Annotated in this window: 24 protein-coding genes; 15 read left to right on the plus strand and 9 right to left on the minus strand. The window is 68.5% G+C overall.

The annotated features are described in order from the left end of the window. Positions 1-34: 34 nt before the first annotated feature. The 7 genes from dnaN to mutM form a co-directional block, all read right to left on the minus strand. Positions 35-1,153 carry a DNA polymerase III subunit beta gene (dnaN, locus tag DES45_RS03485; RefSeq protein ID WP_114768555.1) on the minus strand — a complete coding sequence of 373 codons (1,119 nt, stop codon included), beginning with the start codon at positions 1,151-1,153 and terminating at the stop codon, positions 35-37. 156 nt (positions 1,154-1,309) lie between these two features. Next, complete coding sequence (gene dnaA / locus DES45_RS03490) at positions 1,310-2,815, minus strand: chromosomal replication initiator protein DnaA (protein ID WP_114768556.1); 1,506 nt, start codon at positions 2,813-2,815, stop codon at positions 1,310-1,312. A gap of 907 nt (positions 2,816-3,722) precedes the next feature. Then, positions 3,723-3,989 (minus strand): 30S ribosomal protein S20, encoded by a 267-nt coding sequence (gene rpsT, locus DES45_RS03495; RefSeq protein ID WP_114768557.1) that lies wholly within the window; start codon positions 3,987-3,989, stop codon positions 3,723-3,725. A gap of 170 nt (positions 3,990-4,159) precedes the next feature. Beyond that, positions 4,160-4,951: a TSUP family transporter gene (locus DES45_RS03500; RefSeq protein ID WP_114768558.1), complete on the minus strand. Its 792-nt coding sequence runs from the start codon at positions 4,949-4,951 to the stop codon at positions 4,160-4,162. Positions 4,952-4,954: 3 nt separating this feature from the next. Beyond that, complete coding sequence (locus DES45_RS03505) at positions 4,955-5,728, minus strand: enoyl-CoA hydratase (RefSeq protein ID WP_114768559.1); 774 nt, start codon at positions 5,726-5,728, stop codon at positions 4,955-4,957. A gap of 93 nt (positions 5,729-5,821) precedes the next feature. Beyond that, a complete protein-coding gene (locus tag DES45_RS03510) occupies positions 5,822-6,616 on the minus strand; it encodes a DUF2189 domain-containing protein (protein ID WP_114768560.1) in 795 nt (264 codons plus the stop codon). Positions 6,617-6,755: 139 nt separating this feature from the next. Beyond that, positions 6,756-7,637: a bifunctional DNA-formamidopyrimidine glycosylase/DNA-(apurinic or apyrimidinic site) lyase gene (gene mutM / locus DES45_RS03515; protein ID WP_114768561.1), complete on the minus strand. Its 882-nt coding sequence runs from the start codon at positions 7,635-7,637 to the stop codon at positions 6,756-6,758. A 97-nt stretch (positions 7,638-7,734) separates the two neighbouring features. Here mutM and ubiE point away from each other — a divergent pair, with 97 nt between their 5' ends. The 11 genes from ubiE to DES45_RS25000 all read left to right on the plus strand — a co-directional run bounded on the left by ubiE (position 7,735) and on the right by DES45_RS25000 (position 14,734). Then, entirely contained in the window at positions 7,735-8,484 is a 750-nt protein-coding gene (gene ubiE / locus DES45_RS03520) for a bifunctional demethylmenaquinone methyltransferase/2-methoxy-6-polyprenyl-1,4-benzoquinol methylase UbiE (RefSeq protein ID WP_114768562.1), read from the plus strand. Position 8,485: 1 nt separating this feature from the next. Next, positions 8,486-10,057 carry a 2-polyprenylphenol 6-hydroxylase gene (gene ubiB / locus DES45_RS03525; protein ID WP_114768563.1) on the plus strand — a complete coding sequence of 524 codons (1,572 nt, stop codon included), beginning with the start codon at positions 8,486-8,488 and terminating at the stop codon, positions 10,055-10,057. A 2-nt stretch (positions 10,058-10,059) separates the two neighbouring features. Next, entirely contained in the window at positions 10,060-11,271 is a 1,212-nt protein-coding gene (gene coaBC / locus DES45_RS03530; protein ID WP_114768564.1) for a bifunctional phosphopantothenoylcysteine decarboxylase/phosphopantothenate--cysteine ligase CoaBC, read from the plus strand. Next, entirely contained in the window at positions 11,268-11,738 is a 471-nt protein-coding gene (dut, locus tag DES45_RS03535) for a dUTP diphosphatase (protein ID WP_114768565.1), read from the plus strand. The genes coaBC and dut overlap by 4 nt, the downstream gene beginning before the upstream one ends. Continuing rightward, a complete protein-coding gene (locus DES45_RS03540) occupies positions 11,735-12,184 on the plus strand; it encodes an RrF2 family transcriptional regulator (RefSeq protein ID WP_114768566.1) in 450 nt (149 codons plus the stop codon). The genes dut and DES45_RS03540 overlap by 4 nt, the downstream gene beginning before the upstream one ends. 75 nt (positions 12,185-12,259) lie before the next feature. Then, on the plus strand, positions 12,260-13,243 hold the full coding sequence (gene cysK, locus DES45_RS03545) for a cysteine synthase A (protein WP_114768567.1): 984 nt from the start codon (positions 12,260-12,262) through the stop codon (positions 13,241-13,243). Positions 13,244-13,384: 141 nt separating this feature from the next. Continuing rightward, the gene (locus DES45_RS03550) at positions 13,385-13,735 is read left to right on the plus strand and encodes a hypothetical protein (protein WP_147282338.1); all 351 of its coding nucleotides are present in this window, start codon (positions 13,385-13,387) and stop codon (positions 13,733-13,735) included. A 4-nt stretch (positions 13,736-13,739) separates the two neighbouring features. Then, the gene (locus tag DES45_RS03555) at positions 13,740-14,024 is read left to right on the plus strand and encodes a hypothetical protein (RefSeq protein WP_114768569.1); all 285 of its coding nucleotides are present in this window, start codon (positions 13,740-13,742) and stop codon (positions 14,022-14,024) included. Between the two features lie 18 nt (positions 14,025-14,042). Further along, complete coding sequence (locus DES45_RS03560) at positions 14,043-14,288, plus strand: hypothetical protein (RefSeq protein ID WP_114768570.1); 246 nt, start codon at positions 14,043-14,045, stop codon at positions 14,286-14,288. Positions 14,289-14,310: 22 nt separating this feature from the next. After that, entirely contained in the window at positions 14,311-14,547 is a 237-nt protein-coding gene (locus DES45_RS03565; RefSeq protein WP_114768571.1) for a hypothetical protein, read from the plus strand. A 19-nt stretch (positions 14,548-14,566) separates the two neighbouring features. Beyond that, entirely contained in the window at positions 14,567-14,734 is a 168-nt protein-coding gene (locus tag DES45_RS25000) for a hypothetical protein (RefSeq protein WP_170151368.1), read from the plus strand. Positions 14,735-14,824: 90 nt separating this feature from the next. On the opposite strand, the gene typA is transcribed toward DES45_RS25000, so the two are convergent. Continuing rightward, a complete protein-coding gene (gene typA, locus DES45_RS03570; protein ID WP_114768572.1) occupies positions 14,825-16,651 on the minus strand; it encodes a translational GTPase TypA in 1,827 nt (608 codons plus the stop codon). 209 nt (positions 16,652-16,860) lie between these two features. Continuing rightward, positions 16,861-17,544: a hypothetical protein gene (locus tag DES45_RS03575; RefSeq protein WP_114768573.1), complete on the minus strand. Its 684-nt coding sequence runs from the start codon at positions 17,542-17,544 to the stop codon at positions 16,861-16,863. Between the two features lie 143 nt (positions 17,545-17,687). Here DES45_RS03575 and DES45_RS03580 point away from each other — a divergent pair, with 143 nt between their 5' ends. From DES45_RS03580 to DES45_RS03595, 4 genes are all read left to right on the plus strand, one after another. Next, positions 17,688-18,266, plus strand: a complete 579-nt coding sequence (locus DES45_RS03580) for a PepSY domain-containing protein (RefSeq protein ID WP_114768574.1) — start codon at positions 17,688-17,690, stop codon at positions 18,264-18,266. Continuing rightward, positions 18,266-18,928: a response regulator transcription factor gene (locus DES45_RS03585; protein ID WP_114768575.1), complete on the plus strand. Its 663-nt coding sequence runs from the start codon at positions 18,266-18,268 to the stop codon at positions 18,926-18,928. Before DES45_RS03580 ends, DES45_RS03585 begins: the two co-directional genes overlap by 1 nt. Next, positions 18,925-20,361: a sensor histidine kinase gene (locus DES45_RS03590; RefSeq protein WP_114768576.1), complete on the plus strand. Its 1,437-nt coding sequence runs from the start codon at positions 18,925-18,927 to the stop codon at positions 20,359-20,361. Before DES45_RS03585 ends, DES45_RS03590 begins: the two co-directional genes overlap by 4 nt. 82 nt (positions 20,362-20,443) lie before the next feature. Beyond that, positions 20,444-22,237 carry a thiamine pyrophosphate-requiring protein gene (locus DES45_RS03595; protein ID WP_114768577.1) on the plus strand — a complete coding sequence of 598 codons (1,794 nt, stop codon included), beginning with the start codon at positions 20,444-20,446 and terminating at the stop codon, positions 22,235-22,237. Positions 22,238-22,460 lie beyond the last annotated feature (223 nt).

Consider the following 22,460-nt stretch of genomic DNA (forward strand, 5'->3'; position numbering starts at 1 on the left):
ACCGCGCAAGCGCAGCCCGGAATGGAAGTCGGGATTACACCCGCATCGGCATCAGCACGTAGAGCGCCGACGCGCCCTCGCGGTCCTGCACGACGGTGGGCGAGCCCGGGTCGGCGAGCTTGAACAGGGCGGTGTCGCCGTCGAGCTGGGCCGTGATGTCGAGGAGGTAGCGGGCGTTGAAGCCGATATCGATCGGTGCCGAGTCGTAATCGACCTCAATCTCTTCCGTGGCGCTGCCCGAATCCGGGTTGTTGACGGTGAGCGTCAGGCGGCCGTCGTTGAGGGCGAGCTTCACGGCGCGGCCGCGCTCCGACGAGATGGTGGAGACGCGGTCCACCGCCTTGGCGAAGTCGGCGCGCTCGACGGTGAGCAGCTTGTCGTTCCCGGTCGGGATGACGCGCTGGTAGTCCGGGAAGGTGCCGTCGATCAGCTTGGAGGTGAGCACCACGCCGTCGAAGGTGAGGCGCACCTTGGCGGAGGAGAGCTCGATCGTGATGTTTTCCGATCCGTCCTCGACCAGCTTGACGATCTCGGCCACGGCCTTGCGCGGCACGATCACGCCCGGCATGCCGTCGGAGCCTGCGGGCGCCGGCATCTCGACCCGCGCGAGGCGGTGCCCGTCGGTCGCGACCGCGCGCAGCATGGTGGCGCCGCCGACATCGATCGTGTGCAGGAAAATGCCGTTGAGATAGTAGCGGGTCTCCTCGGTGGAGATCGCGAACTGCGTCTTCTCGATGAGGCGCTTGAGGTCGGTGGCCGCGAGAGTGAAGCGGTGCGGCAGGTCGCCGGCCGCGAGGTCCGGGAAGTCGCTCTCGGGCAGGGCCTGGAGCATGAAGCGCGAGCGGCCGGAGCGGATCTGCATCTGGCCCGTGTCGCCGGTCATCTCGAGGGAGACCTGCGACCCGTCCGGCAGCTTGCGGACGATGTCGTAGATCATGTAGGCCGGAACGGTGGTCGAGCCGGCATCCGTGATCTCGGCCGGGATCGTCTCGGTCACCTCGATGTCGAGGTCGGTCGCCTTCAGGCGCAGCATGCCGTCCTCCGCGCGCAGGAGGACGTTCGACAGGATCGGGATCGTGTTGCGCCGCTCGACGACGCGATGCACATGCCCGAGCGCCTTCAGAAGGGCGGCGCGCTCAACTGTAACTCTCATAGTCCCAACACCCGTTTTCGTTGGAATTCTTGGCTCGACCGCGGCGGATGGCCGGCGGAAAAGCGGGGCAGCAAGAGTGGCGGGTGTTGCAGGAGAAAGCAAGGCCGGGCCCCTGCCTTCCCCGAACATCCGCCATCAAAGGCCTGCGAGGGCGGCTTACTCCTGAAGCATGCGCTTCAGGAGCTCGACCTCGTCCGAGAGGGCATGGTCCTCGCCCAACGCCTTCTCGATCTTGCGCACCGCATGGAGCACGGTGGTGTGGTCGCGGCCGCCGAAGCGCCGGCCGATCTCCGGAAGCGACCTCAGGGTCAGCACCTTCGACAGGTACATGGCGATCTGGCGCGGGCGCACTACGGCGGCCGTGCGGCGCTCCGACAGGATGTCCGACCGGGAGACGTTGTAGCGCGAGGCCACCAGCTTCTGGATGTCCTCGATCTTCACCCGCTTCGGCTCGCGATTGCGCACCAGGTCGCGGATCGCGGCCTCCGCCGTCTCGAGCGTGATGGCCGAACCCGTCAGGGTCGCGTGCGCCAGGAGCCGGTTGACGGCGCCCTCCAGGTCGCGCCCGTTCGCAGTGATGGACCGGGCCACGTACTGGATCACGCTCGGTCCCACCTCGAAGGTGGGATGGACGGTCTTCAGGGACTCGATACGGGTGGTGAGGATCGAGGCGCGCAGGGCCTCGTCCAGGGACCCGACCTCGACCACGAGGCCGCCCGCGAGGCGCGAGCGAACCCGCTCGTCGAGGCTCTCGAGATCCGCCGGCGGACGATCCGCCGCCACGACGATCTGCCGGCCGGCATCGATCAGGGAGTTCAGGGTGTGGCCGAATTCCTGCTGGATCTGCTTGCCCTGGATGAACTGCACGTCGTCGATGATCAGAAGGTCGATGCCGCGAAGGCGCTCCTTGAAGGCAAGCGACGTCTGGGCCTTCAGGGACGCCACGAAGCCGTACATGAAGCGGTCGGCCGTGAGGTAGATCACGCGCCGGCCCTGCGAGCGAACCGCATGGCCGATGGCGTGCAGGAGGTGCGTCTTGCCCAGCCCCACCCCCGCATGGAGATAGAGCGGGTTGTAGATCACCTGGCCGTTCTGCGACTGGGCGACCCGGTCGGCGGCCGCGTGGGCGAGGGCGTTGGAGCGCCCGATGATGAAGCTGTCGAAGGTCAGGCGCGGATCGAGCGGAGCGCCGCCGAGATCGGAGGCCTCGCCGCGGGGCTCCGGCGCAGGCGCCGCGAAAGCCTTGGCATCCGCTTCGGAGGGCGTTCCCGCAATGGTGGCGGCGGACGTCGCCGGCGCGGGACGGGCGGGCTCGCCGGCGCGGCGCACCGGCGCATCGCGGCCCAGGGTGTTGCGCACGCCGATCGCGATGCGCTCCACGTCGGAGGCCTCGGAGCGGTAGACCGCGAGGACGCGGTCGGAATAGTGGGATTCGATCCAGCTCTTCAGGAAGCGCGTGGGGACCGTCAGATAGGCGCAGCCCTCCACGACCGCGTCGAGTTCGAGGCGGCCGAACCAGCTGGCGAAGATGTCCTCGCCCAGCTCCGCCCGCAGCCGGCGCTTGACCCGCGCCCATACGTCCGATGCCGTCTGTTCAGCCGAAGGTTCGACACCTCTTTCGTCCGGAGCCGAAAAAGTGCGGTGGTCCTCACTGCGTTGCATCAATTATCCCCTCCAGGAGGTCCGCCCCAAAAGGTCAGGACCCCAACGCCACTGCCCGTTTTGAACACCGGAGACACAACTGTCCCACAGGAAGCCAAAACGTGGCGCCCCCAATCGTACTAAAGATTTATGATTTTTACAGAAGATGAGATAGCTGAACTGAGCTATCTTCTTAGTGCCCTCTCAAGTCTTTCCAAGTGAACCCTGGGCGAGAGACAGACATTCTTTTGTGTTTCAGACGCGTGTAACAACGCCCTGTCCTCGTGTGTGAGCTCTATACATCGGCACTTGAGTGGATGACTTCGCGGCGAGCCGTCGAAGTGGATTGACCTTACACAGGGGGTGGGGGGGGTGCAACACGGGCGACGGGGCGGATCGGGACTCGGGGAGGTCCAGAAGGCTCCACAGGGCCGTCCACAGCTTTTCACCGGAAGCCATAAAGTCCTGACTCTTCAACTGATTCACTGTTCGGTCACAGCTTGTGCGCAGCGGTGCAAAAAGAGTTTCGGCGCAACGTTGATTCAGGATCGATTCGGGTCGAGTCGGAGGCGGAACGGAATGCTTCGCGAAGCTTTGCCTGCTAAGATGTTGGCTAAGCTTGGTTTTTTGTGTGCGGTTTTGATCCCGCCCCGGGCGTGCTTCACCCCGTTTTCGGATCGGCGAGTCAAGGGCTTATGTGGATAAATCCGGGTGTTCGTTCGCGAGGGAATTGATCCCGAAAGTGGCGTCTCCTTTCGGGATCGATGGGCCGCTTCCCGGGCGGCGCATTGCTTGAGAAGCCGGAGATCCGCGCCGGCGAAAACCGGATCCGCCGCTTCTGTCCGCCATGCCGGAAGCAGGCATGAAAAAACCCGGCCTTTCGGGCCGGGTCTGATCGTTCTTGGCAAGGCCGCGAAGGCTGTCGCCCTTAGGCACTCAGAGCCTTGATGCGGTGAGCGAGGCGCGACACCTTCCGGGAGGCGGTGTTGCCGTGCAGGATGCCCTTCTGGGCGGCACGCATCATCTCGGGCTCGGCGGCGCGGAGCGCGGCAGCGGCCTCGGCCTGGTTCCCGGAGGCGATCGCCTCCTCGACCTTGCGGATGAAGGTGCGCATGCGGCTGCGGCGCGAGCGGTTGATCGCGGTGCGCTTCGCGATCTTGCGGGTCATCTTCTTGGCCGACACGGTGTTGGCCATGGCCTAACCTCGTTCTCTAAAGTCCGATGCGACGAGCCTGGCTTGAGAAAGCTCCGCGGCGATCGGTTGATTGCATGGAAACCGAAGAGCCCGCGGAACGCGCGGGCTCATGTGTGGCCGGCTTATAGCCGCGGCGCCGCCCAACGTCAACGGCGCAGTGCCTTTGCGCGTCAAAAAAGCGCTTTGAGGCCCTGGCGCCACGGATTGGCCGGGTCGAGGAGCAGCCTGAGGGCCATCAGGCCCGACACCACCACCAGCAGCGGACGGATGAGCCGGCTGCCCAGCCGCATGGCGAGCCGCGAGCCGATCTGGGCCCCGAGCAGCGAGGCGCCCGCCATGGCGATTCCTACGGGCCAGACCACTGCGCCCGTCGCCGTGTAGAGGAAGAGGCTGCCGAGATTGCTGGCGAAATTGAGCAGCTTGGTATGGGCAGTCGCCCGCACCACCCCGTAGCCCAGGAGGGTCACGAAGGCGAGCATATAGAAGGAGCCGGCCCCGGGCCCGAAGATGCCGTCATAGAACCCGATCGCCACCGGGGCCGTGAGCCCGAAGGCCAGCGGCGGGAGCCGCGCATGGGCGTCCGCGTCCTTGATGCGGGGCGAGAGCGCGAAATAGACCGCGATCACGATCAGCAGGACCGGGATCAGCACGTCGAGCACGGAGCGGGGCAGGAAGCGCACGCACAGCGCGCCGGCGACGCCGCTCGCGAAGGCGACGAGCGCGAAGCGTCCGGCCGAGCGCCATTCGATCAGGCCCTTGCGGCCGAACGTGTAGGTGGCGGAGGCCGCAGCGACCGAGCCCTGGACCTTGTTGGTGGCGATGGCCTGCGCCGGGTCGAGCCCGGCGAGCAGGAGCGCCGGCACCGTCAGCAGCCCGCCGCCTCCGGCGATGGAATCGACGAAGCCGGCCAGAAAGGAGACCGCGGTCAGGACCGCGATCATGTCGAGACCGATGTCGCCCACGGTCTAGCGGTCTTTGAACTCGGGCGCGCGCTTCTCGACGAAGGCCGCCATGCCTTCCTTCTGGTCGGCGGTGGCGAACATGGCGTGGAAGACGCGCCGCTCGAAGCGGATGCCCTCGGCGAGGAACATCTCGTCGGCGCGGTTGATGGTCTCCTTCGTCATCATGACGATGGGCAGCGACATGGACGCGATGGTCTCGGCGGTCTTGAGCGCCTCGTTCAGGAGGTCGGCCGCCGGCACGACGCGGGCCACGAGGCCGGAGCGCTCCGCCTCGGCCGCGTCCATCATGCGGCCCGTGAGGCACATCTCCATGGCCTTGGCCTTGCCGATGAGCCGGGTCAGGCGCTGGGTGCCGCCCATGCCGGGCATCACGCCGAGCTTGATCTCGGGCTGGCCGAACTTCGCCGTGTCGGCCGCGATGATGAAGTCGCACATCATGGCGAACTCGCAGCCGCCGCCGAGCGCGAAGCCCGCCACCGCGGCGATCATCGGCTTGCGCCGGTTGGCCACCCGGTCCCAGCCGCCGAACTGGTTGTCGAGATAGATCTGCGGATAGGTGAGGCTCGCCATCTCCTTGATGTCGGCGCCGGCCGCGAAGGCCTTCTCCGAGCCGGTGACGACGATGCAGCCGACGCCGTTGTCCGCCTCGAAGGCGTCGAGGGCCTGGTTGACCTCGTCGAGGAGGGCGGAATTGAGCGCGTTCAGGGCCTTGGGCCGGTTGAGGGTGATGAGCCCCACCTTGCCGCGGGTCTCGACGAGAATCGTTTCATAGGCCATGCGCCGCCTCCTTCAGGGAGGCCCACCGGTAGGCGAGGCGGCGGGGCTCGGCAAGAGGGAAAAAGCGCAGGGTCCGATGCGCCGATTGCAGCCTTAAGGAGAGACCACGCGGCGGTAGAGGTGCCAGGTGGCGTGCCCGAGGATCGGCAGCACCACCGCGAGCCCGAGGAAGAGCGGCAGGAACCCGACGACGAGAGCTCCGGCGACGATGACGCCCCACAAGGCCATGGGGCCGGGATTGACCGCGACCGCCCGGATCGAGGTGCGCACCGCCGTCGCGGCGCTCACGTTCCGGTCGAGGAGGAGCGGAAATGACACGACGCTGACCGCGAGCGCCACCGCGCTGAAGACGAGGCCGAGGAGGTTGCCCGCCACGATCATCGTCCAGCCCCGGCGGGTGCCGAAGACCTGGGTGAGGAAATCCGACGCGGAGGCCGGCTCGGCGGCCCCGAAGGCGGTGCGGTAGAGAAGCCCCGCGGTCGTGAGCCAGACGATGAAGATGATGAGGAGCAAAAGCCCCAGCGCCACGATGGACCCGATGACGGGCGAGCGCAGCATGCCGGTCATGTGGGCCCAGCTGAACGCCTCCCCGTCCTCCCGGAGCCGGCTGAGCTCGTAAAGCCCGATCGCCGCGAAGGGCCCGATCAGGGCGAAGCCCGACATGATCGGGAACAGGAGCGGCATCACGTCGTAGCCGAGGATGACACCCGCAAGCACCAAGCCCAGGACCGGATAGATCAGGGCGATGAAGAACGCATGGGTCGGCATCGCCTTGAAGTCGTCGACCCCGTCGACCAGCGCGTCCCAGAGATCGGCCGGGCCGATCCGGCGCACGAAGGGCTCGTCCAGCGCCGCATGGGAACTGTGTAGAGCGTGGAGTCTCGCCATGGGCCTGTCCTCCCGAACGGTGTTCAGGCGGATGCGGATGAGCGTCGAGCGGTGCGCCCCGGCCCCCCGCAGGACCCCGATCGCGAGAGCCGCAACCTGCCATCGACGATCGGGACTCTACGCCTTTAAGGCGCAGCTGTCATTTCTGGCATGAGGGGCAGTAGAAGGTGGAGCGTCCCGACTGGACGAGGCGGGACACGGTGCCGGTGCAGCCGGGGGTCACGCAGGGCTCGCCCTCCCGGTCGTAGACCCGGAAGGAATGCTGGAAGTAGCCGAGCGATCCGTCGACCTGGGCGTGGTCGCGCAGGGTCGAGCCGCCTGCCTCGACCGCCTCGGCCAGCACCTCGCGGATGATCCCGGCGAGACGGTGCGCCTTCTCGGTGGGTTTTCCCGCCTTGTCGGCGAGCGATCCGGCCGGCGCCTCCGGGTGGAGCCCGGTGCGGAACAGGGCCTCGCACACATAGATGTTCCCTAAGCCCGCGATCAGGCGCTGGTCGAGAAGGGCCGCCTTCAGGGGCGTGCGCTTGCCGGAAAACAGCCTCGCGATCACGTCGCCCGAGAGTTCGTTGCCGAGGGGCTCGATCCCCATGTCCTTGAAGTGCCGGGAGGTCTCGATCCCGGAGCGCGGCACCAGGTCCATGAATCCGAAGCGGCGGGCGTCGTTGTAGGTGACGGTGGCGCCGTTCGAGAGGCCGAAGACGACGTGGTCGTGGGCGCCCAATCCCCCATGCTCGTGGTGGAACTCGCCGGGCATCACGGTCTCGCCACCCTTCGTAACGAGGAAGCGGCCCGACATGCCCAGATGCATGACCAGGACCTCGCCGGAGGACAGGTCCGCCAGCAGGTACTTGGCCCGGCGCCCGAGGGAGGTCACCTCCTGGCCTTCGAGCCGCTCGGCGAAGCGGTCCGGGAAGGGAAAGCGCAGGTCCGGCCGGCGCTGCGCCACCTTGGTGAAGCGGGCTCCCACCATGGCGGGCTCCAGGCCGCGGCGAACGGTTTCGACTTCGGGCAGTTCAGGCATCAACCATCTCTTCGGTTCCGGAGCCTCCTTACATAGCCTTCCGGGCCCGCATCCGCTATGGATCGCGGCAACATGCACGTGAGAGGTTTCTGAGCCCATGACCGACGAGAAGACCCATTTCGGGTTCCAATCCGTGCCGCTCTCCGAGAAGCAGGGGCGGGTCAACGAGGTCTTCCACTCGGTCGCGGGCCGCTACGATCTCATGAACGACCTCATGTCGGCGGGTCTCCACCGGCTCTGGAAGGAAGCCCTCGTCACCACCCTGCGGCCGCCGCGGGACCGGCCGTTCCGGCACCTGGACGTGGCCGGCGGCACCGGCGACGTCGCCTTCCGCATCCTCGACGCGGGCGGGCCGCAGACTCACGTGACCGTGCTCGACATCAACGGCGAGATGCTCAAAGTGGGGCGGGAGCGGGCGGGCCACCGCTACGACGGCCGCATCGACTTCGTGGAAGCCAATGCGGAGGAGCTGCCGCTCGAGTCGAAGACCTATGACGCCTACACCATCGCGTTCGGCATCCGGAACGTGCCGCGCATCGATGCCGCGCTCCGCGAGGCGCACCGGGTGCTCAAACCGGGCGGGCGCTTCCTGTGCCTGGAATTCTCCAAGGTCGACGTGCCGGGACTGGACCGGGTCTACGACGCCTATTCGTTCAACGTCATCCCGCGGCTCGGTCAGATGGTGACGGGGGACGCGGAATCCTACCAATACCTCGTCGAGTCGATCCGCCGCTTCCCGACGCCCGCTGCCTTCGCTCGGATGATCGAGGAAGCCGGCTTCCGGCGCGTGACCCACCGCGCCCTGACGGCCGGCGTCGTGGCGATCCATTCGGGCTGGAAGATCTGACGTGATCGGCAGCCTCGTCCATCTCGCTCGCAACGCCCAGGCCGGCTTCATCCTGGCCCGCGAGGGCGCACTCGCTCTCATTGACCCGAACGTGCTTCCGCCCTCCGGCCGGGCGCTCCTGCGCCTCGCGCGGCTGATCGAGCGGCCGGGCGCCGGCGACGGCGCGGCCCGGCTCTCGGCGGCGCTCACCCGGCTCGGGCCGTCTTACGTGAAGTTCGGCCAGTTCCTGGCGACGCGCCCCGACATCGTCGGCGTCGCGGCCGCGCGCGACCTGGAGCGCCTTCAGGACCGGATGCCGCCATTTCCGAAGGCCGAGGCGGTGCGCATGATCGAGATCGCGCTCGGCCGGCCCATCGAGGCGCTTTTCCTTGAGTTCAGCGAGCCGATCGCGGCCGCCTCCATCGCGCAGGTCCACAAGGCCACGATCAGGACGCCCGAAGGGGTCGAGACGGTGGCCGTCAAGGTGGTGCGCCCCGGCGTGCGCGAGGGCTTCGCCCGCGACCTCCAGGCCATGCGGGCCGCGGCGCGCCTCTTCGAGCGCCTGGTGCCCGACGCCCGTCGCCTGAAGCCCATGGAGATCGTCGAGACGCTCGCCCGCTCGGTCTCAGTCGAGATGGACCTGCGCCTCGAGGCGGCGGCCGTGTCGGAGCTGGCCGAGAACACCAAGGACGATCCCGACTTCCGCGTGCCGAAGCCCGAATGGGATCTGACCGCCCGGGACGTGCTCACCACCACCTGGATCGAGGGCATCCGCCTCAACGACCTCGCGGCCATCGAGGCCGCCGGCTTCGACCGGGTGGCCCTGGGCCGGGCGGTGATCCAGTCCTTCCTGCGCCACGCCATCCGCGACGGCTTCTTCCATGCGGACATGCATCCGGGGAACCTGTTCGTGGACCCGGCGGGCCGGCTCGTTGCCGTCGATTTCGGCATCATGGGCCGGCTCGGCATGAAGGAACGCCGCTTCCTGGCCGAGATCCTGCTCGGCTTCATCCGCCGCGACTACCAGCGGGTGGCGGAGGTGCATTTCGAGGCCGGCTACGTGCCACCGCACCACTCGGTGCAGGACTTCGCCCAGGCGATCCGCGCCATCGGCGAGCCGATCCACGACCGGCGCGCCGACGAGATCTCGATGGCGAAGCTGCTGACGCTGCTGTTCGAGATCACGGCCCTGTTCGACATGGCGACGCGCATCGAGCTCGTCATGCTGCAGAAGACCATGGTGGTGGTGGAGGGCGTCGCCCGCAACCTCGACCCGAAGCTCGACATGTGGACCACCTCCGAGCCGGTGGTGCGCGAATGGATCGAGCGCCATCTCGGGCCCATCGGCCGCATCGAGCAGGCCGGCAACGGCCTGTGGACCCTGGCCGGCGTCGTCGGCGACCTGCCCGACCTCGCCCTGCGGGCGGAGCGGGTGCTCAACCAGCTCGAGGACGTGACCGCCCGCGGCGTCTCCCTCGACCGGGACAGCGTCGCGGCCATCGGCCGGGCCGAGGCGCGGGGCAACCGCTGGAGCACGGCGGCCTTGTGGATCATCGCAGCCTCGCTGATGATCATGCTGATCGGAAGGTTCTGACGATGGCGCTCTCGGGCAAACGGATCCTCCTCGTCATCGGCGGCGGCATCGCGGCCTACAAGTCCCTCGACCTGATCCGCCGCCTGCGCGAGCGCGGCGCCTCCGTCCGCTGCATCATGACGAAGGGCGCCCAGGAGTTCGTGACGCCGCTCGCGGCCTCCGCGATCTCGGGCCAGCGCACGCACACGGACCTGTTCGACCGGGAGGACGAGGCGGATATCGGCCATATCCGCCTGGCGCGGGATGCGGACGCGGTCGTGGTCGCGCCCGCCACCGCCAACCTGATGGCCAAGATGGCCGGCGGCCATGCGGACGATCTCGCGTCCACGGTGCTGCTCGCTACGACGCTCCCGATCCTGATCGCCCCGGCCATGAACGTGCGCATGTGGCTGCACCCGGCGACGCAGCGCAACCTCGCGGCCCTTCAAGGGGACGGCGTGCGGGTCGTGGGTCCCAACGAGGGCGCGATGGCCGAGGCCGAGACGGGACCCGGCCGCATGTCCGAGCCGCTGGAGATCGTCGCGGCCGTCGAACGGCTTCTCGCCCCCTCTGGGCCGCTTGCCGGCAGACACGTGATCGTCACCTCGGGCCCGACCCATGAGCCGATCGATCCGGTGCGCTACATCGCCAACCGCTCCTCCGGCAAGCAGGGCCATGCCATCGCGAAGGCGGCGGCGGAGGCGGGCGCACGGGTGACCCTGGTGTCCGGGCCGGTCGACCTGCCGGATCCCGCCGGCGTCACCACCATCCGGGTCGAAAGCGCGCGGGACATGCTCGCGGCCGTGGAGCAGGCGCTTCCCGCCGATATCGGCATCTTCGCGGCCGCCGTCGCCGACTGGCGCGTGGCGAATGCGGGCGAGCAGAAGATCAAGAAGGACGGCGGCAGGCTGCCGGAATTAGCTCTGACCGAGAATCCCGACATCCTCGCCACCATCTCCCGTCGCAACGAAGGGCGTCCCCCCCTGATGGTCGGGTTCGCGGCTGAGACCGAGCACGTGATCGAATACGCCAAGCGCAAGCTTGCCAAGAAGGGCTGCGACCTCATCGTGGCCAACGACGTGTCGGCGGAAGGCGGCGTGATGGGCGGCGACCGGAACACGGTGCACCTCGTCAGCCAGGCCGGGGTCGAGACCTGGCCGACTCTCGACAAGGCGGAGGTCGCGCGCCGGCTGGTCGAGCGGCTCGGAACCTGGAACGTGGGCGGCAAGGCATGAGCCGCCTGCTCCGCATCCGGCGCCTGGACCACAACCGGGACCTGCCGCTCCCACGCTATGAGACGGCCGGGGCCGCCGGCATGGATCTCGTGGCCGCCAATCCGGCGGATGCCCCTGTCGTGCTGGCGCCCTCACAACGCGCCCTCGTTCCGACCGGCCTCGTGATCCAGCTCGAGCCCGGATACGAGGCGCAGGTGCGTCCCCGGTCCGGCCTCGCCCTGAAGCATGGCGTGACGGTTCTCAATGCGCCGGGCACCATCGACGCGGATTATCGCGGCGAGGTGCAGGTGCTGCTCGTCAATCTAGGCCAGGAGCCGTTCACGATCACCCGCGGCATGCGCATCGCCCAGATGGTGGTGGCTCCCGTCACCGTGGTGGAGCTGGTGGAGGTGGAGGATGTGGACGAGACTGCGCGTTCCGCGTCGGGCTTCGGATCGACAGGGCTCGTGAGGACCGAGAACTCATGAACTTTCTCTCCCGCCGTTCCCTGCTGGCCATCGCGGCCGTCACGGACATCGCCCTCCATGCGCGCCCCATGCCGGTTTCGGCCAAGGCGCTGGCGGCGCGGCACAACCTGCCGCCGCGCCATCTCGAACCGGTGCTTCAGGCCCTCGTGCGCCACGGCATCCTCAAGGGCGTGCGCGGCCCGCGCGGCGGCTACGAGCTCGCCCGGGAACGGCGGCGGATCACGGCGGGCGACATCGTGCGCGTCGCCATCACGGCGACTGAAGAGGACGCCGCCTCGCCACGGCCCGAATCCCGGCTGGCGGAGCGTGTGGTCGAGCCCCTCGTGAAGCGCGGAACCGAAGCGTTCCTGGCGGAATTGGATCAGGTGACGGTCGAGGATCTCTGCAGTCAGGCTCAGGCCGAGGCGGCCGTCGAACCGAATGTACCGGTTGATTTCACGATATAGTATGTGAAATCAGGCAATTATCGACAACTGCTGCAAAAAGGAATAAAGATCTCCTGTATTTCGAGGAGGACCCCCATGGCTGACACGCTCAACAAGCCGGCCGACGCTGCCGCCAAGCCCGGCCGCGGCCGCATCTACGGCTCCATCACCGAGACCATCGGCAACACCCCGCTCGTGCGCCTGAACCGGCTGCCCAAAGAGCATGGGGTCGATGCGGAGATCCTCGTGAAGCTCGAGTTCTTCAACCCGATCTCGAGCGTGAAGGACCGTATCGGCGTCAGCATGATCGAGGCCATGGAGGCGGAGGGCCGGATCAAGCCGGGCGACACCCTCGTCGAGCCCACCTCCGGCAACACCGGCATCGCGCTCGCCTTCGTGGCCGCCGCCCGCGGCTACCGGCTGATCCTCGTCATGCCCGAGACCATGTCGATCGAGCGCCGCAAGATGCTGGCCTATCTCGGGGCCGAGCTCGTCCTCACCCCCGGTCCGATGGGCATGAAGGGCGCCATCGCCCGCGCCGAGGAGATCCTGCAGGAGATCCCGAATTCGGTGATGCCGCAGCAGTTCAAGAACCCGGCCAACCCGGAGATCCACCGCCGCACCACCGCGGAGGAGATCTGGAACGACACCAACGGCCAGATCGACGCCTTCGTGGCCGGCGTCGGCACCGGCGGCACGATCACGGGCGTCGGCCAGGTGATCAAGCCGCGCCTGCCTGGCATGAAGGTCTTCGCCGTGGAGCCGGAGGATTCCGCGATCCTGTCCGGCGGCCAGCCCGGCCCGCACAAGATCCAGGGCATCGGCGCCGGCTTCGTGCCGGACGTGCTCGACCGGTCCGTCATCGACGGCGTCGTGACGGTGGGCAACCAGACCGCCTTCGACATGGCCCGCAAGCTCTCGAAGCTGGAGGGCATTCCCGGCGGCATCTCCACCGGCGCGAACGTCGCGGCGGCTCTCGAAGTGGCGGGCCGCCCCGAGTTCAAGGGCAAGCGCATCGTCACGGTCGCACCGTCCTTCGCGGAGCGCTACATCTCGAGCGCGCTGTTCGAGGGGCTCTGAGCCTCGTCGCACGCGTCACGGATCAAGGCGGCTTCGGCCGCCTTTTTCTTTGGCTCAAAAGCTTTTGACCGAGGTTCTGCCAAGCGTGACCAGAACCTCTCCGGCTGCGCCGTGTTCTCCCCCCAGCAAAAGGAGTTCCCCATGGCGGAAAGACACGCCCCCCATTCGTTGAAAGACCAGAGTGCGGACCAGATCCGCAACGAGCAGCGCGGCGGAAACGACAGCCCGGTCGATCCCAACCGCGACGGCGGGCCGGAGGCCAACGCCACCATGCGCCGCGTCTGGGACGAACCCGGCGGGGAGGCGCACGCCTATCGCAACGCCACGATGGGAGCGGGCGGCAAGGCGGACGATCACAGCGATCTCACGGCCGCCGAAACGCCCGAGACCACGAAGCACTTGAGCGATGCAAGCCTCGGCCCGGACGACAAGGACGCCACCGCCGAGGCGATCGAGCGCGCGACCGCCGTCAACGGCAAGGACAAGGGCTGATCCCATGCCCAAGAAGAACGACAATATCGTCGGCCGGCCCGAGGGCCCGCCGGTGGCCGGAGGCCACCAGACCCGTCAGCAGGCCGAGATCGTGAAGCAGGAAGGCGGCGGCCGGACGGATTCCGAGCGCGCTGCCGAGGCCGCGGAGCGGTCGCAGCTGCCCGGAAATCCGGCGATCGGCGGTTCCTCGAACGGGCATTCCGACCAGATGGGGTCCCGCGGCGCCGAGGACGACCGCAAGGTCGCCGGCGGGCTCTACCGGACCGAGAGAGACCACGACGAATCTTGAGAATCGCAGGAGAACCCCATGGGCAATGCAGGCTACGGCAACCACACGCAGGATTACGGCGACGCCGGGCGGACCGATCCCGCCAAGGAACAGGAACGCCAGGCATCGTCGACCAAGGGTGCCGGTAAGAAGGACCAAGCGGGTGACACCCCGCCGGCCGGACCCCACGCGGACCCCTCGCTGACCAATCCCGACGCCACGCCCGGCGCCGGAACGCTTCCCTCCGCCAGCCGGGACAGCGACGTCGATCCGGCTGGCGGCTGACGACCCTTGTCAGGAGCGCACGATGACAGGACACAAACCCTCCGAGCCCCGAGTTCCGACCGAGCGGCCCGATCCGAAGGCGGCGAACCGCAAGCCCGAGGCCGGGTCGGAGGACCGTCCGGGCTTCGACCTCGGCGGCGCATCGGATGAAAACACCACCGGCGTCGGCTCGAACACGGTGCCGGGCGGTCCCCGCAGCAGCACTTCCAGCGGCTCCAACGCCAGCGGCCGCGCCGATGGCTCCGGCAGCGAGTCTTAGATCCAGGAGAGGATGCAGCATGGCTCAGTCCGACAGCAAGAAACCGAACCAGGCCAATGAGGACGATATCAGCGCCCCGCGCTTGACCCCGCAGGGGCGTGAGAACCCGAACGCCTCGGGCGAGGACTCCACCAACCCCATGGGCGAGGGCGCCAAGAAGGGGCAGGGCAGCAAGGCCGAGGGGTGATCGCCCCTCGTTCATCATCCGGGGCGCACCGGACAGATATGAAAAAGGCCGCCCGGAGGGGCGGCCTTTGTCTCTTCGGAGCGGGAACGCTTACGCGCTCAGCGCTTCCTTCTGCTTCTCGGAGCGCTTGCGGTCGTTCGGATCCAGGATCGCCTTGCGGATGCGGATCGACTTCGGGGTCACCTCGACCAGCTCGTCGTCCTCGATCCAGGCGAGGGAGCGCTCGAGAGTCATGCGGATCGGCGGGGTCAGGCGCACCGCCTCGTCCTTGGAGGTGGTGCGGATGTTGGTGAGCTTCTTGCCCTTGAGCACGTTCACCTCGAGGTCGTTCTCGCGGTTGTGCTCGCCCACGATCATGCCCTGATAGACCTTCCAGCCGGGCTCGATCATCATCGGGCCGCGGTCTTCCAGGTTCCACAGGGCATAGGCCACGGCCTCGCCCGAGTCATTGGAGATCAGCACGCCGTTGCGCCGTCCCGCGATCTCGCCCTTGTAGGGCTCGTAGGCATGGAACAGGCGGTTCATGATCGCGGTGCCGCGGGTGTCGGTCAGAAGCTCGCTCTGGTAGCCGATGAGGCCGCGGGTCGGAGCGTAGAACACGAGGCGCTGGCGGTTGCCGCCCGAGGGACGCATCTCGACCATCTCGGCGCGGCGCTCGGACATCTTCTGCACCACGACGCCGGAGAACTCCTCGTCCACGTCGATCACCACTTCCTCGACCGGCTCGAGAAGCCCGCCGTTCTCGTCCTTCTCGAACACCACGCGGGGACGCGACACGGCGAGCTCGAAGCCCTCGCGGCGCATGGTCTCGATCAGGATCGCGAGCTGGAGCTCGCCGCGGCCGGACACGTAGAACGAATCCTTGTCGGCGGCTTCCTCGATCTTCAGGGTGACGTTGCCTTCCGCTTCCTTGAACAGGCGGTCGCGGATCATGCGGCTCGTCACCTTATCGCCCTCGGTGCCGGCAAGCGGGCTGTCGTTGACGATGAACGACATGGTCACGGTCGGCGGATCGATCGGCTGGGCCTGGATCGGGATGTCGTTCTCAGGGGCGCAGAAGGTATCGGCCACCGAGCCCTTCACGAGGCCCGCGATGGACACGATGTCGCCCGCCTCGCCGACCTCGATCGGCTGGCGCTCGAGGCCGCGGAAGGCCAGGATCTTGGACACGCGGCCGCTCTCGACCACCTTGCCCTCGCGGTCGAGGACCTTGACCGTCTGGTTCGGCCTGACGGTGCCGGAGCTGATGCGGCCGGTGACGATGCGGCCCAGGAACGGGTTGGCTTCCAGCAGCGTGCCGAGCATGCGGAACGGGCCTTCCTCGGTCTTGGCCGGAGGCACGTGCTCGAGCACGAGGTCGAAGAGCGGGGCCAAGCCTTCGTCGCTCGGGCCTTCCGGGGACTTCGCCATCCAGCCGTTGCGGCCGGACCCGTAGAGGATCGGGAAGTCGAGCTGCTCGTCGGTGGCGTCGAGCGCCGCGAACAGGTCGAACACCTCGTTGATCACCTCCTGGTGACGGGCGTCCGGACGGTCGATCTTGTTGATCGCGACGATCGGCTTCAGGCCGATCTTGAGCGCCTTGGACACGACAAACTTGGTCTGCGGCATCGGGCCCTCGGCCGCGTCCACCAGAACGATTGCGCCGTCGACCATGCTCAGGATGCGCTCGACCTCGCCGCCGAAGTCCGCGTGGCCGGGGGTGTCGACGATGTTGATGCGGGTGTCCTTCCAGACGACCGAGGTCGCCTTGGCCAGGATGGTGATGCCGCGCTCCTTCTCCAGGTCGTTGGAGTCCATCGCGCGCTCTTCCACGCGCTGGTTCTCGCGGAAGGCGCCGGACTGCTGGAGCAGCTTGTCGACGAGGGTGGTCTTGCCATGGTCGACGTGGGCGATGATGGCGATGTTGCGCAGCTTCATGGAGTAGAGACTTTCAATGCAAAGCGGCCCGGTCCGCGGCAAGCTTGACCGCGCCCCTGGCTCGAACCGGGCGAAAAATTGATGAAGCTGCAATATAGTGATGCGGGAGCCGCCGCAATAGGGCGGCGGTCAGAATATTCCTTGTGCGGCTAAGGTTTGCCGTTGAGGAAGGACGGGAACGGCAGGGGAATTCCCCTGCCGCATCGGCCTTAAAGCCCGTTCTTCCGGCGGTCGTCGCCGGGCTCGAACCGCTTGTCGCGGGGCGTGCGGCCGCCGCGGTCGTCCCGCAGGGCGGCCGAGTCGTCGAGGCCCCGTCCGCGGCGTCCGCGCTCGGTCACGATGTCGTCGGCGCCCCGGGTCCGGGTGCGGGTCCGGTCGCCGGTCCGGCTGCGGCTGCGGGAGCCGTCGTCGAGGCCGGGGCCCTGTCGGTGATCGTCCCCGGCCCGCGCGACCTGTCCGTCATCCGCCCCGCGGCCCCGCCCGCGCCCGCCGTCGTCATCGCCGCCGCGGCCCCGGCCATGTCCGCCGCTGTCGGCCCTGCTGCCGCCGCGGCCGTCGCTCCGGGCGCCGTCATCCGAACCGCGGCCCCGTCCGCCCCGGTCGTCGCCGCCCCGGTCGTCGCCACCGCGGCCGCCGCCGTTGTCGTCCCCGCCTCGGCCGCCCCTGTCGCCACCGCCATGGTCGCCGCCGCGTCCACCGTGATCGCCACCACGCCCGCCGTCATCGCCGCCGCGTCCGCCGTCCCCTCCGCCGCGGTCGCCGTCACCGCCCCTCGCGAAAGCCGGCGACAGAATCGCGCCAGCGACCATCGCCGGAACCGCAGCCGCCGTCATGGACAGGAGGATCGCACCGAGAATGGGGGCGCTCGGGCCCTTCGAGATCTGCTTCGACATCGTCTTTCTCCGTTGATGTGCGGCGCAGGAGGGCAGCGCCGATGCCGTGCAATCTGAACCGGCTGGGGCATGCGAACCTGACGGGTGACGTCAGGGAAATATCAGCTTGGGCGTGCTAAGCTGGCGCGCTTGGGAAGAAATCCATGAACCGGCGCCGCCTTGCAGTCCTGCTTTCGTCCGTCCTGGCCCTGGCCGCCGCGAACGTCACCGCACCCTCACCCGCCGTCGCGAAGGACGGGGGAGGCGGCGGCGGTGACGGCGGCGGTCGTGGCGGAGGTGACGGCGGCGGACGCGGGGGAGGAGACAACAGCGGACGCGGCAGCGACAACAGCGGCCGGGGCGGCGACGATGGCGGGCGTGGCCGCGGTGGAGACGACAGCGGTCGTGGAGACGACGGCCGTGGCCGAGGACGGGGCGGCGACGACGATAACGGCGACCGGGGACGCGGGCGCGACGACGACGGACGCCGTGGCGGCGGCTGGGGCAGCACCTCCTCGGAGAATGCCCGCGACGCGGTCTCGCGAGGGTGGGCGCTCGCCCTGAGCACCGTGCTCCCCACGGTGTCGAAGGCCGTGCCCGGCCAAGTTCTCGAGGTGGACCTGCGCCAGTCCTGGACTGGCGAATGGCGCTACGAGTTCCTCGTCCTCACCCGCGACCGCCGCTACCGGGAGGTCGTGGTCGACGCCCGCCGCAACCAGGTCATCGAGATCAGGAGACGCTGATGAGGATTCTGCTCATCGAGGACGAGCCGGCGATCGCCGCCGACGTGGCGGGCGCCCTCGCGGCGACTGGCTACGTGACCGACATCGCACGGGACGGCGAGGAGGGCTGGTTCAAGGCCTCGACCGAGGAGTACGACGCGCTCATCCTGGATCTCGGCCTGCCCAAGCTCGACGGCCTCTCGGTGGTGCGGCGCCTCCGGGAGGACGGCAGCCCGGTTCCGATCCTGGTCCTGACCGCCCGGGGCGCCTGGCTCCAGCGCGTCGAGGGCATCGACGCCGGGGCGGACGACTACCTCACGAAGCCCTTCGAGATGGAGGAGCTTCTCGCCCGCCTGGCGGCCTTGCTGCGCCGGGTCGGACGGCACGTGACGCCGCTGATCGAGGTCGGGCCCTTGCGCATCGACACGCGCCGACTGCGGGTGATGATCAACGGCCGGGCCATCGAGCTCTCGCCGCTCGAGTTCCGCCTGCTGCGCTACCTCGCCCACAACCGCGACCGGGTCGTCTCGCAGGGCGAGCTCGTGGAGCACGTCTACGGCAGCGACGAGCCGGAGAGCAACGCGGTCGAGGCCCTGGTGGCGCGCCTCCGGCGCAAGATCGGGGCGGGCACGATCGAGACCCGCCGCGGCCACGGCTACATCATGGAGACCCCTGCGCCATGAGACCGACAGGAAACTCCCTCCAGGTCCGGCTGCTGGCGGTCGCCGTCACGTCCATCCTGGTGACGATCGGGGTCGCGGGTGCGTCCCTCGTGGTGTTCTTCGAGCGGCAGGTCCTGCGCTACGTGGAGCAGGACCTCAACCTGCACTGGACGGAGCTCGCGACCGTGTTCGGGACGGACGGGGAGGCGGGGCTCAGCCAGAAGCTCACGGATCCCCGCTACCACCAGCCCTATGGGGGCGCCTATTGGCAGATCGCCGAAGGCGGCCGTGCGATCGTGCGCTCGCGCTCCCTGTGGGACAAGGAGCTTCCCGTGGCGGCACGCCCGAAGGGTCCCGACGGCGAGCGGGCCTTCGAGGTCGACGGCCCCGACGGCGGCGAGCTCTACGTGGTCGAGCGGGACGTGACGGTCGACGGCCAGAACGGTCCGCGCACGGTCAGCCTCGCGGTGGCCCTGGACCATGCCCAGGTGGTGGAGCTGCGCCAGGCCTTCGGGTGGGACGTGACCCGCATCCTCATCCCCATCGCGGTGGTCCTCGTCCTGTTCGCGTGGCTCCAGCTCTGGCTCGGCCTGCGCCCGCTGCGCGCCGTCGGCCAGGAGCTGAATGCCGTGCAGACCGGCCAGGCCCGGCGCATGACGCGGCGTTTCCCGGTCGAGATCGCGCCCCTGGCCGACAGCATCAACCGGCTGCTCGACCGCCAGGAGGACCTCGTGCGCAAGGCGCGCGACCGCGCCGGGGCGCTGGCCCACGGCTTGAAGACACCGTTGACGATCCTCGGCGGCGAGGTGCGTCGCCTCGACCAGGCGGGGCTCCGGGAGGCCGCCGAGCGCATGCAGGAGCAGCTGTCGGCGATCGCCGCCCATGTGGATCGCGAGGTCGCCCGCGCCCGCACGAGCGGCGCATCGGTCGGCTGCGGCGCCTATACGGAAGTGGACGGAACCGTCGCGCGTCTCGTGCGGCTGATGCGGCACATGCCGCGGGGCGACCGGCTGGCCTGGAGGGTCGAGATCCCGGCGGGCCTCGGCGTCGACATGGACCCGCACGATTTCGGCGAGGTCATGGGCAACCTCCTCGACAATGCGCGCAAATGGGCGGCCACGCAGGTCGTGCTGCGGGCGGAGCCGGTCGGCGACAAGGTCCGGATCTCGGTCGAGGACGACGGCCCGGGCTTCGCCCATGGCGGTGCCGGGCGCCGGCCCGAGCGCGGCATGGCGGAGCGCTCCGATCCCAGCTCCAGTGGCCTCGGCCTCGGGATCGTCGAGGACATCCTGGCGGAATACGGGACGGCGCCGGTCATTGACGGCCTCGGACGCTGCCGGATCGCATTCGAGGTTCCACTCTGCCGGGACGTGCCCGCCCCATCCGCCGAGGCGACGCCGCCGCGCGGCGCGAAAGCGCCCGGCCTGCGGAAGGAGGCCGCGACGCGAGGCTGACGGGTGACGGCTTTGTGTCCTGAGCCATGCAACCGTGCCCGAACGCCGGGGTTTACCGCTCGGTTTCGGACGGGAGCGCGGCATGGCGGACACGGTGGCTGACTTCATCTGGCAGCGCCTTCAGGAATGGGGCGTGCGCCGGGTCTATGGTTATCCGGGGGACGGCATCGGCGGCCTCATCGGCGCGCTGGCGCGGGTCGAGGACGCCATCGAGTTCGTGCAGGTGCGCCACGAGGAGATGGCGGGCCTGATGGCCTGCGGCGAGGCGAAGTTCACCGGCGAGGTCGGCGTGTGCATCGCCACCTCGGGGCCGGGCGCGATCCACCTCCTGAACGGCCTCTACGACGCGAAGCTTGACCACCAGCCGGTGCTCGCCATCGTGGGCCAGCAGGCGCGCACGGCGATCGGGTCCCACTACCAGCAGGACCTCGACCTGCAGTCGCTCTTCAAGGACGTGGCCGGGGCGTATGTGGAGACCGCCTCCACGCCCGTGCAGGTCCGGCACCTGATCGACCGCGCCTATCGCATCGCCAAGGCGGAGCGCCGGGTCACCTGCGTGATCCTGCCCAACGACCTGCAGGCCGAGCCCATGGTCCAGCCCTCGCGCGAGCACGGGATGACCCATTCGGGCGTCGGCATCGAGATGTCGCCGGTCGTGCCCGACGCGGCGGCGCTCGGCCGGGCCGCCGAGGTGCTGAACGCGGGCGAGCGCGTCGCCATCCTGGTCGGCGCGGGCGCGCTCAGGGCGACCGACGAGGTGATCGCCGTCGCGGAAAGGCTCGGGGCGGGCGTTGCCAAGGCCCTGCTCGGCAAGGCCGCCGTGCCGGACGACCTGCCGTTCTGCACCGGCTCCATCGGGCTTCTCGGCACGAAGGCGAGCTGGGACCTGATGCGGGACTGCGACACGCTCCTGATGGTCGGCTCGAGCTTCCCCTACACCGAGTTCCTGCCGAAGGAGGGGCAGGCCCGCGGCGTGCAGATCGACCTCGATGCCGGCATGCTGGGCCTGCGCTATCCCATGGAGGTCAACCTCGTGGGCGATGCGGCCGCGACGCTCGCGGCGCTCCTGCCCCTGCTCGAAGCCAAGTCCGACCGCTCATGGCGCGACGCGATTCAGGCCGGCGTCGAAGCCTCGCATGAAGAGATCCGCGGCATGGCGCAGACGCCTGCGGAGCCGGTCAATCCGCAGCGCGTCGCCTTCGAGCTGTCGCAGCGCCTGCCGGACCGCTGCATCGTGACGGCCGACAGCGGCACCACTACGGTCTGGTACGCGCGGAACCTCAGCTTCCGGCGCGGCATGATGGGGTCGGTGTCGGGAACGCTCGCCACGATGGGCTGCGCGGTGCCCTACGCCATTGCGGCCAAGTTCGCCCATCCCGACCGGCCCGTCATTGCGCTTGTGGGCGACGGGGCGATGCAGATGAACGGCCTGGCGGAGCTCGTCACCATCGCGAAGTACCGCGACCGCTGGGCCGATCCGCGCCTCGTCGTCATGGTGCTGAACAACCGGGATCTCGCTTACGTCACCTGGGAGGAGCGCATTCAGTCGGGCGATCCGAAATGGCAGCCGTCGCAGGCCCTGCCTGACGTTCCCTATTCCGAGTTCGCTCGCCTGATCGGCCTCGACGGCATGCGTGTCGATCATCCCGACCAGGTGGGCCCTGCCTGGGACCGGGCGCTCGCGGCGGACCGGCCCTTCGTGCTCGACATGGTGACCGACCCGAACGTGCCGCCGATCCCGCCCCACATCACCCTGAAGCAGGCGCGGCACTTCATGACCGCGATCGCCAAGGGCGACCCCGAATCGGGCAGCATGATCGCCAACACGGCGCGCGGGATCGTCGGGTCGATCCTGCCCTCGAAAGACAAGGATTAAGCGGACGCCGACGCTGCCGTCCGCTGGTGATTCGGACCTATTCGCCCTGAGGATGCGGCCTCCGGGCCGTTGCCTTTCGGCCACTGGTGCCGAAGGGCGCTCGGGCATTTCTCCAGAAATCACATTGTAAACACATTGGGCGGCGAAGCCCTGGAGCGCATTTCGAAAGATGAAATCTAATCATCGATCGTTTCGGAATGTAAACCTAAGAAGTTTGTCCAAG

The sequence above is a fragment of the Microvirga subterranea genome (genome assembly GCF_003350535.1).
In the GTDB taxonomy this organism is placed as follows: Bacteria; Pseudomonadota; Alphaproteobacteria; order Rhizobiales; family Beijerinckiaceae; genus Microvirga; species Microvirga subterranea.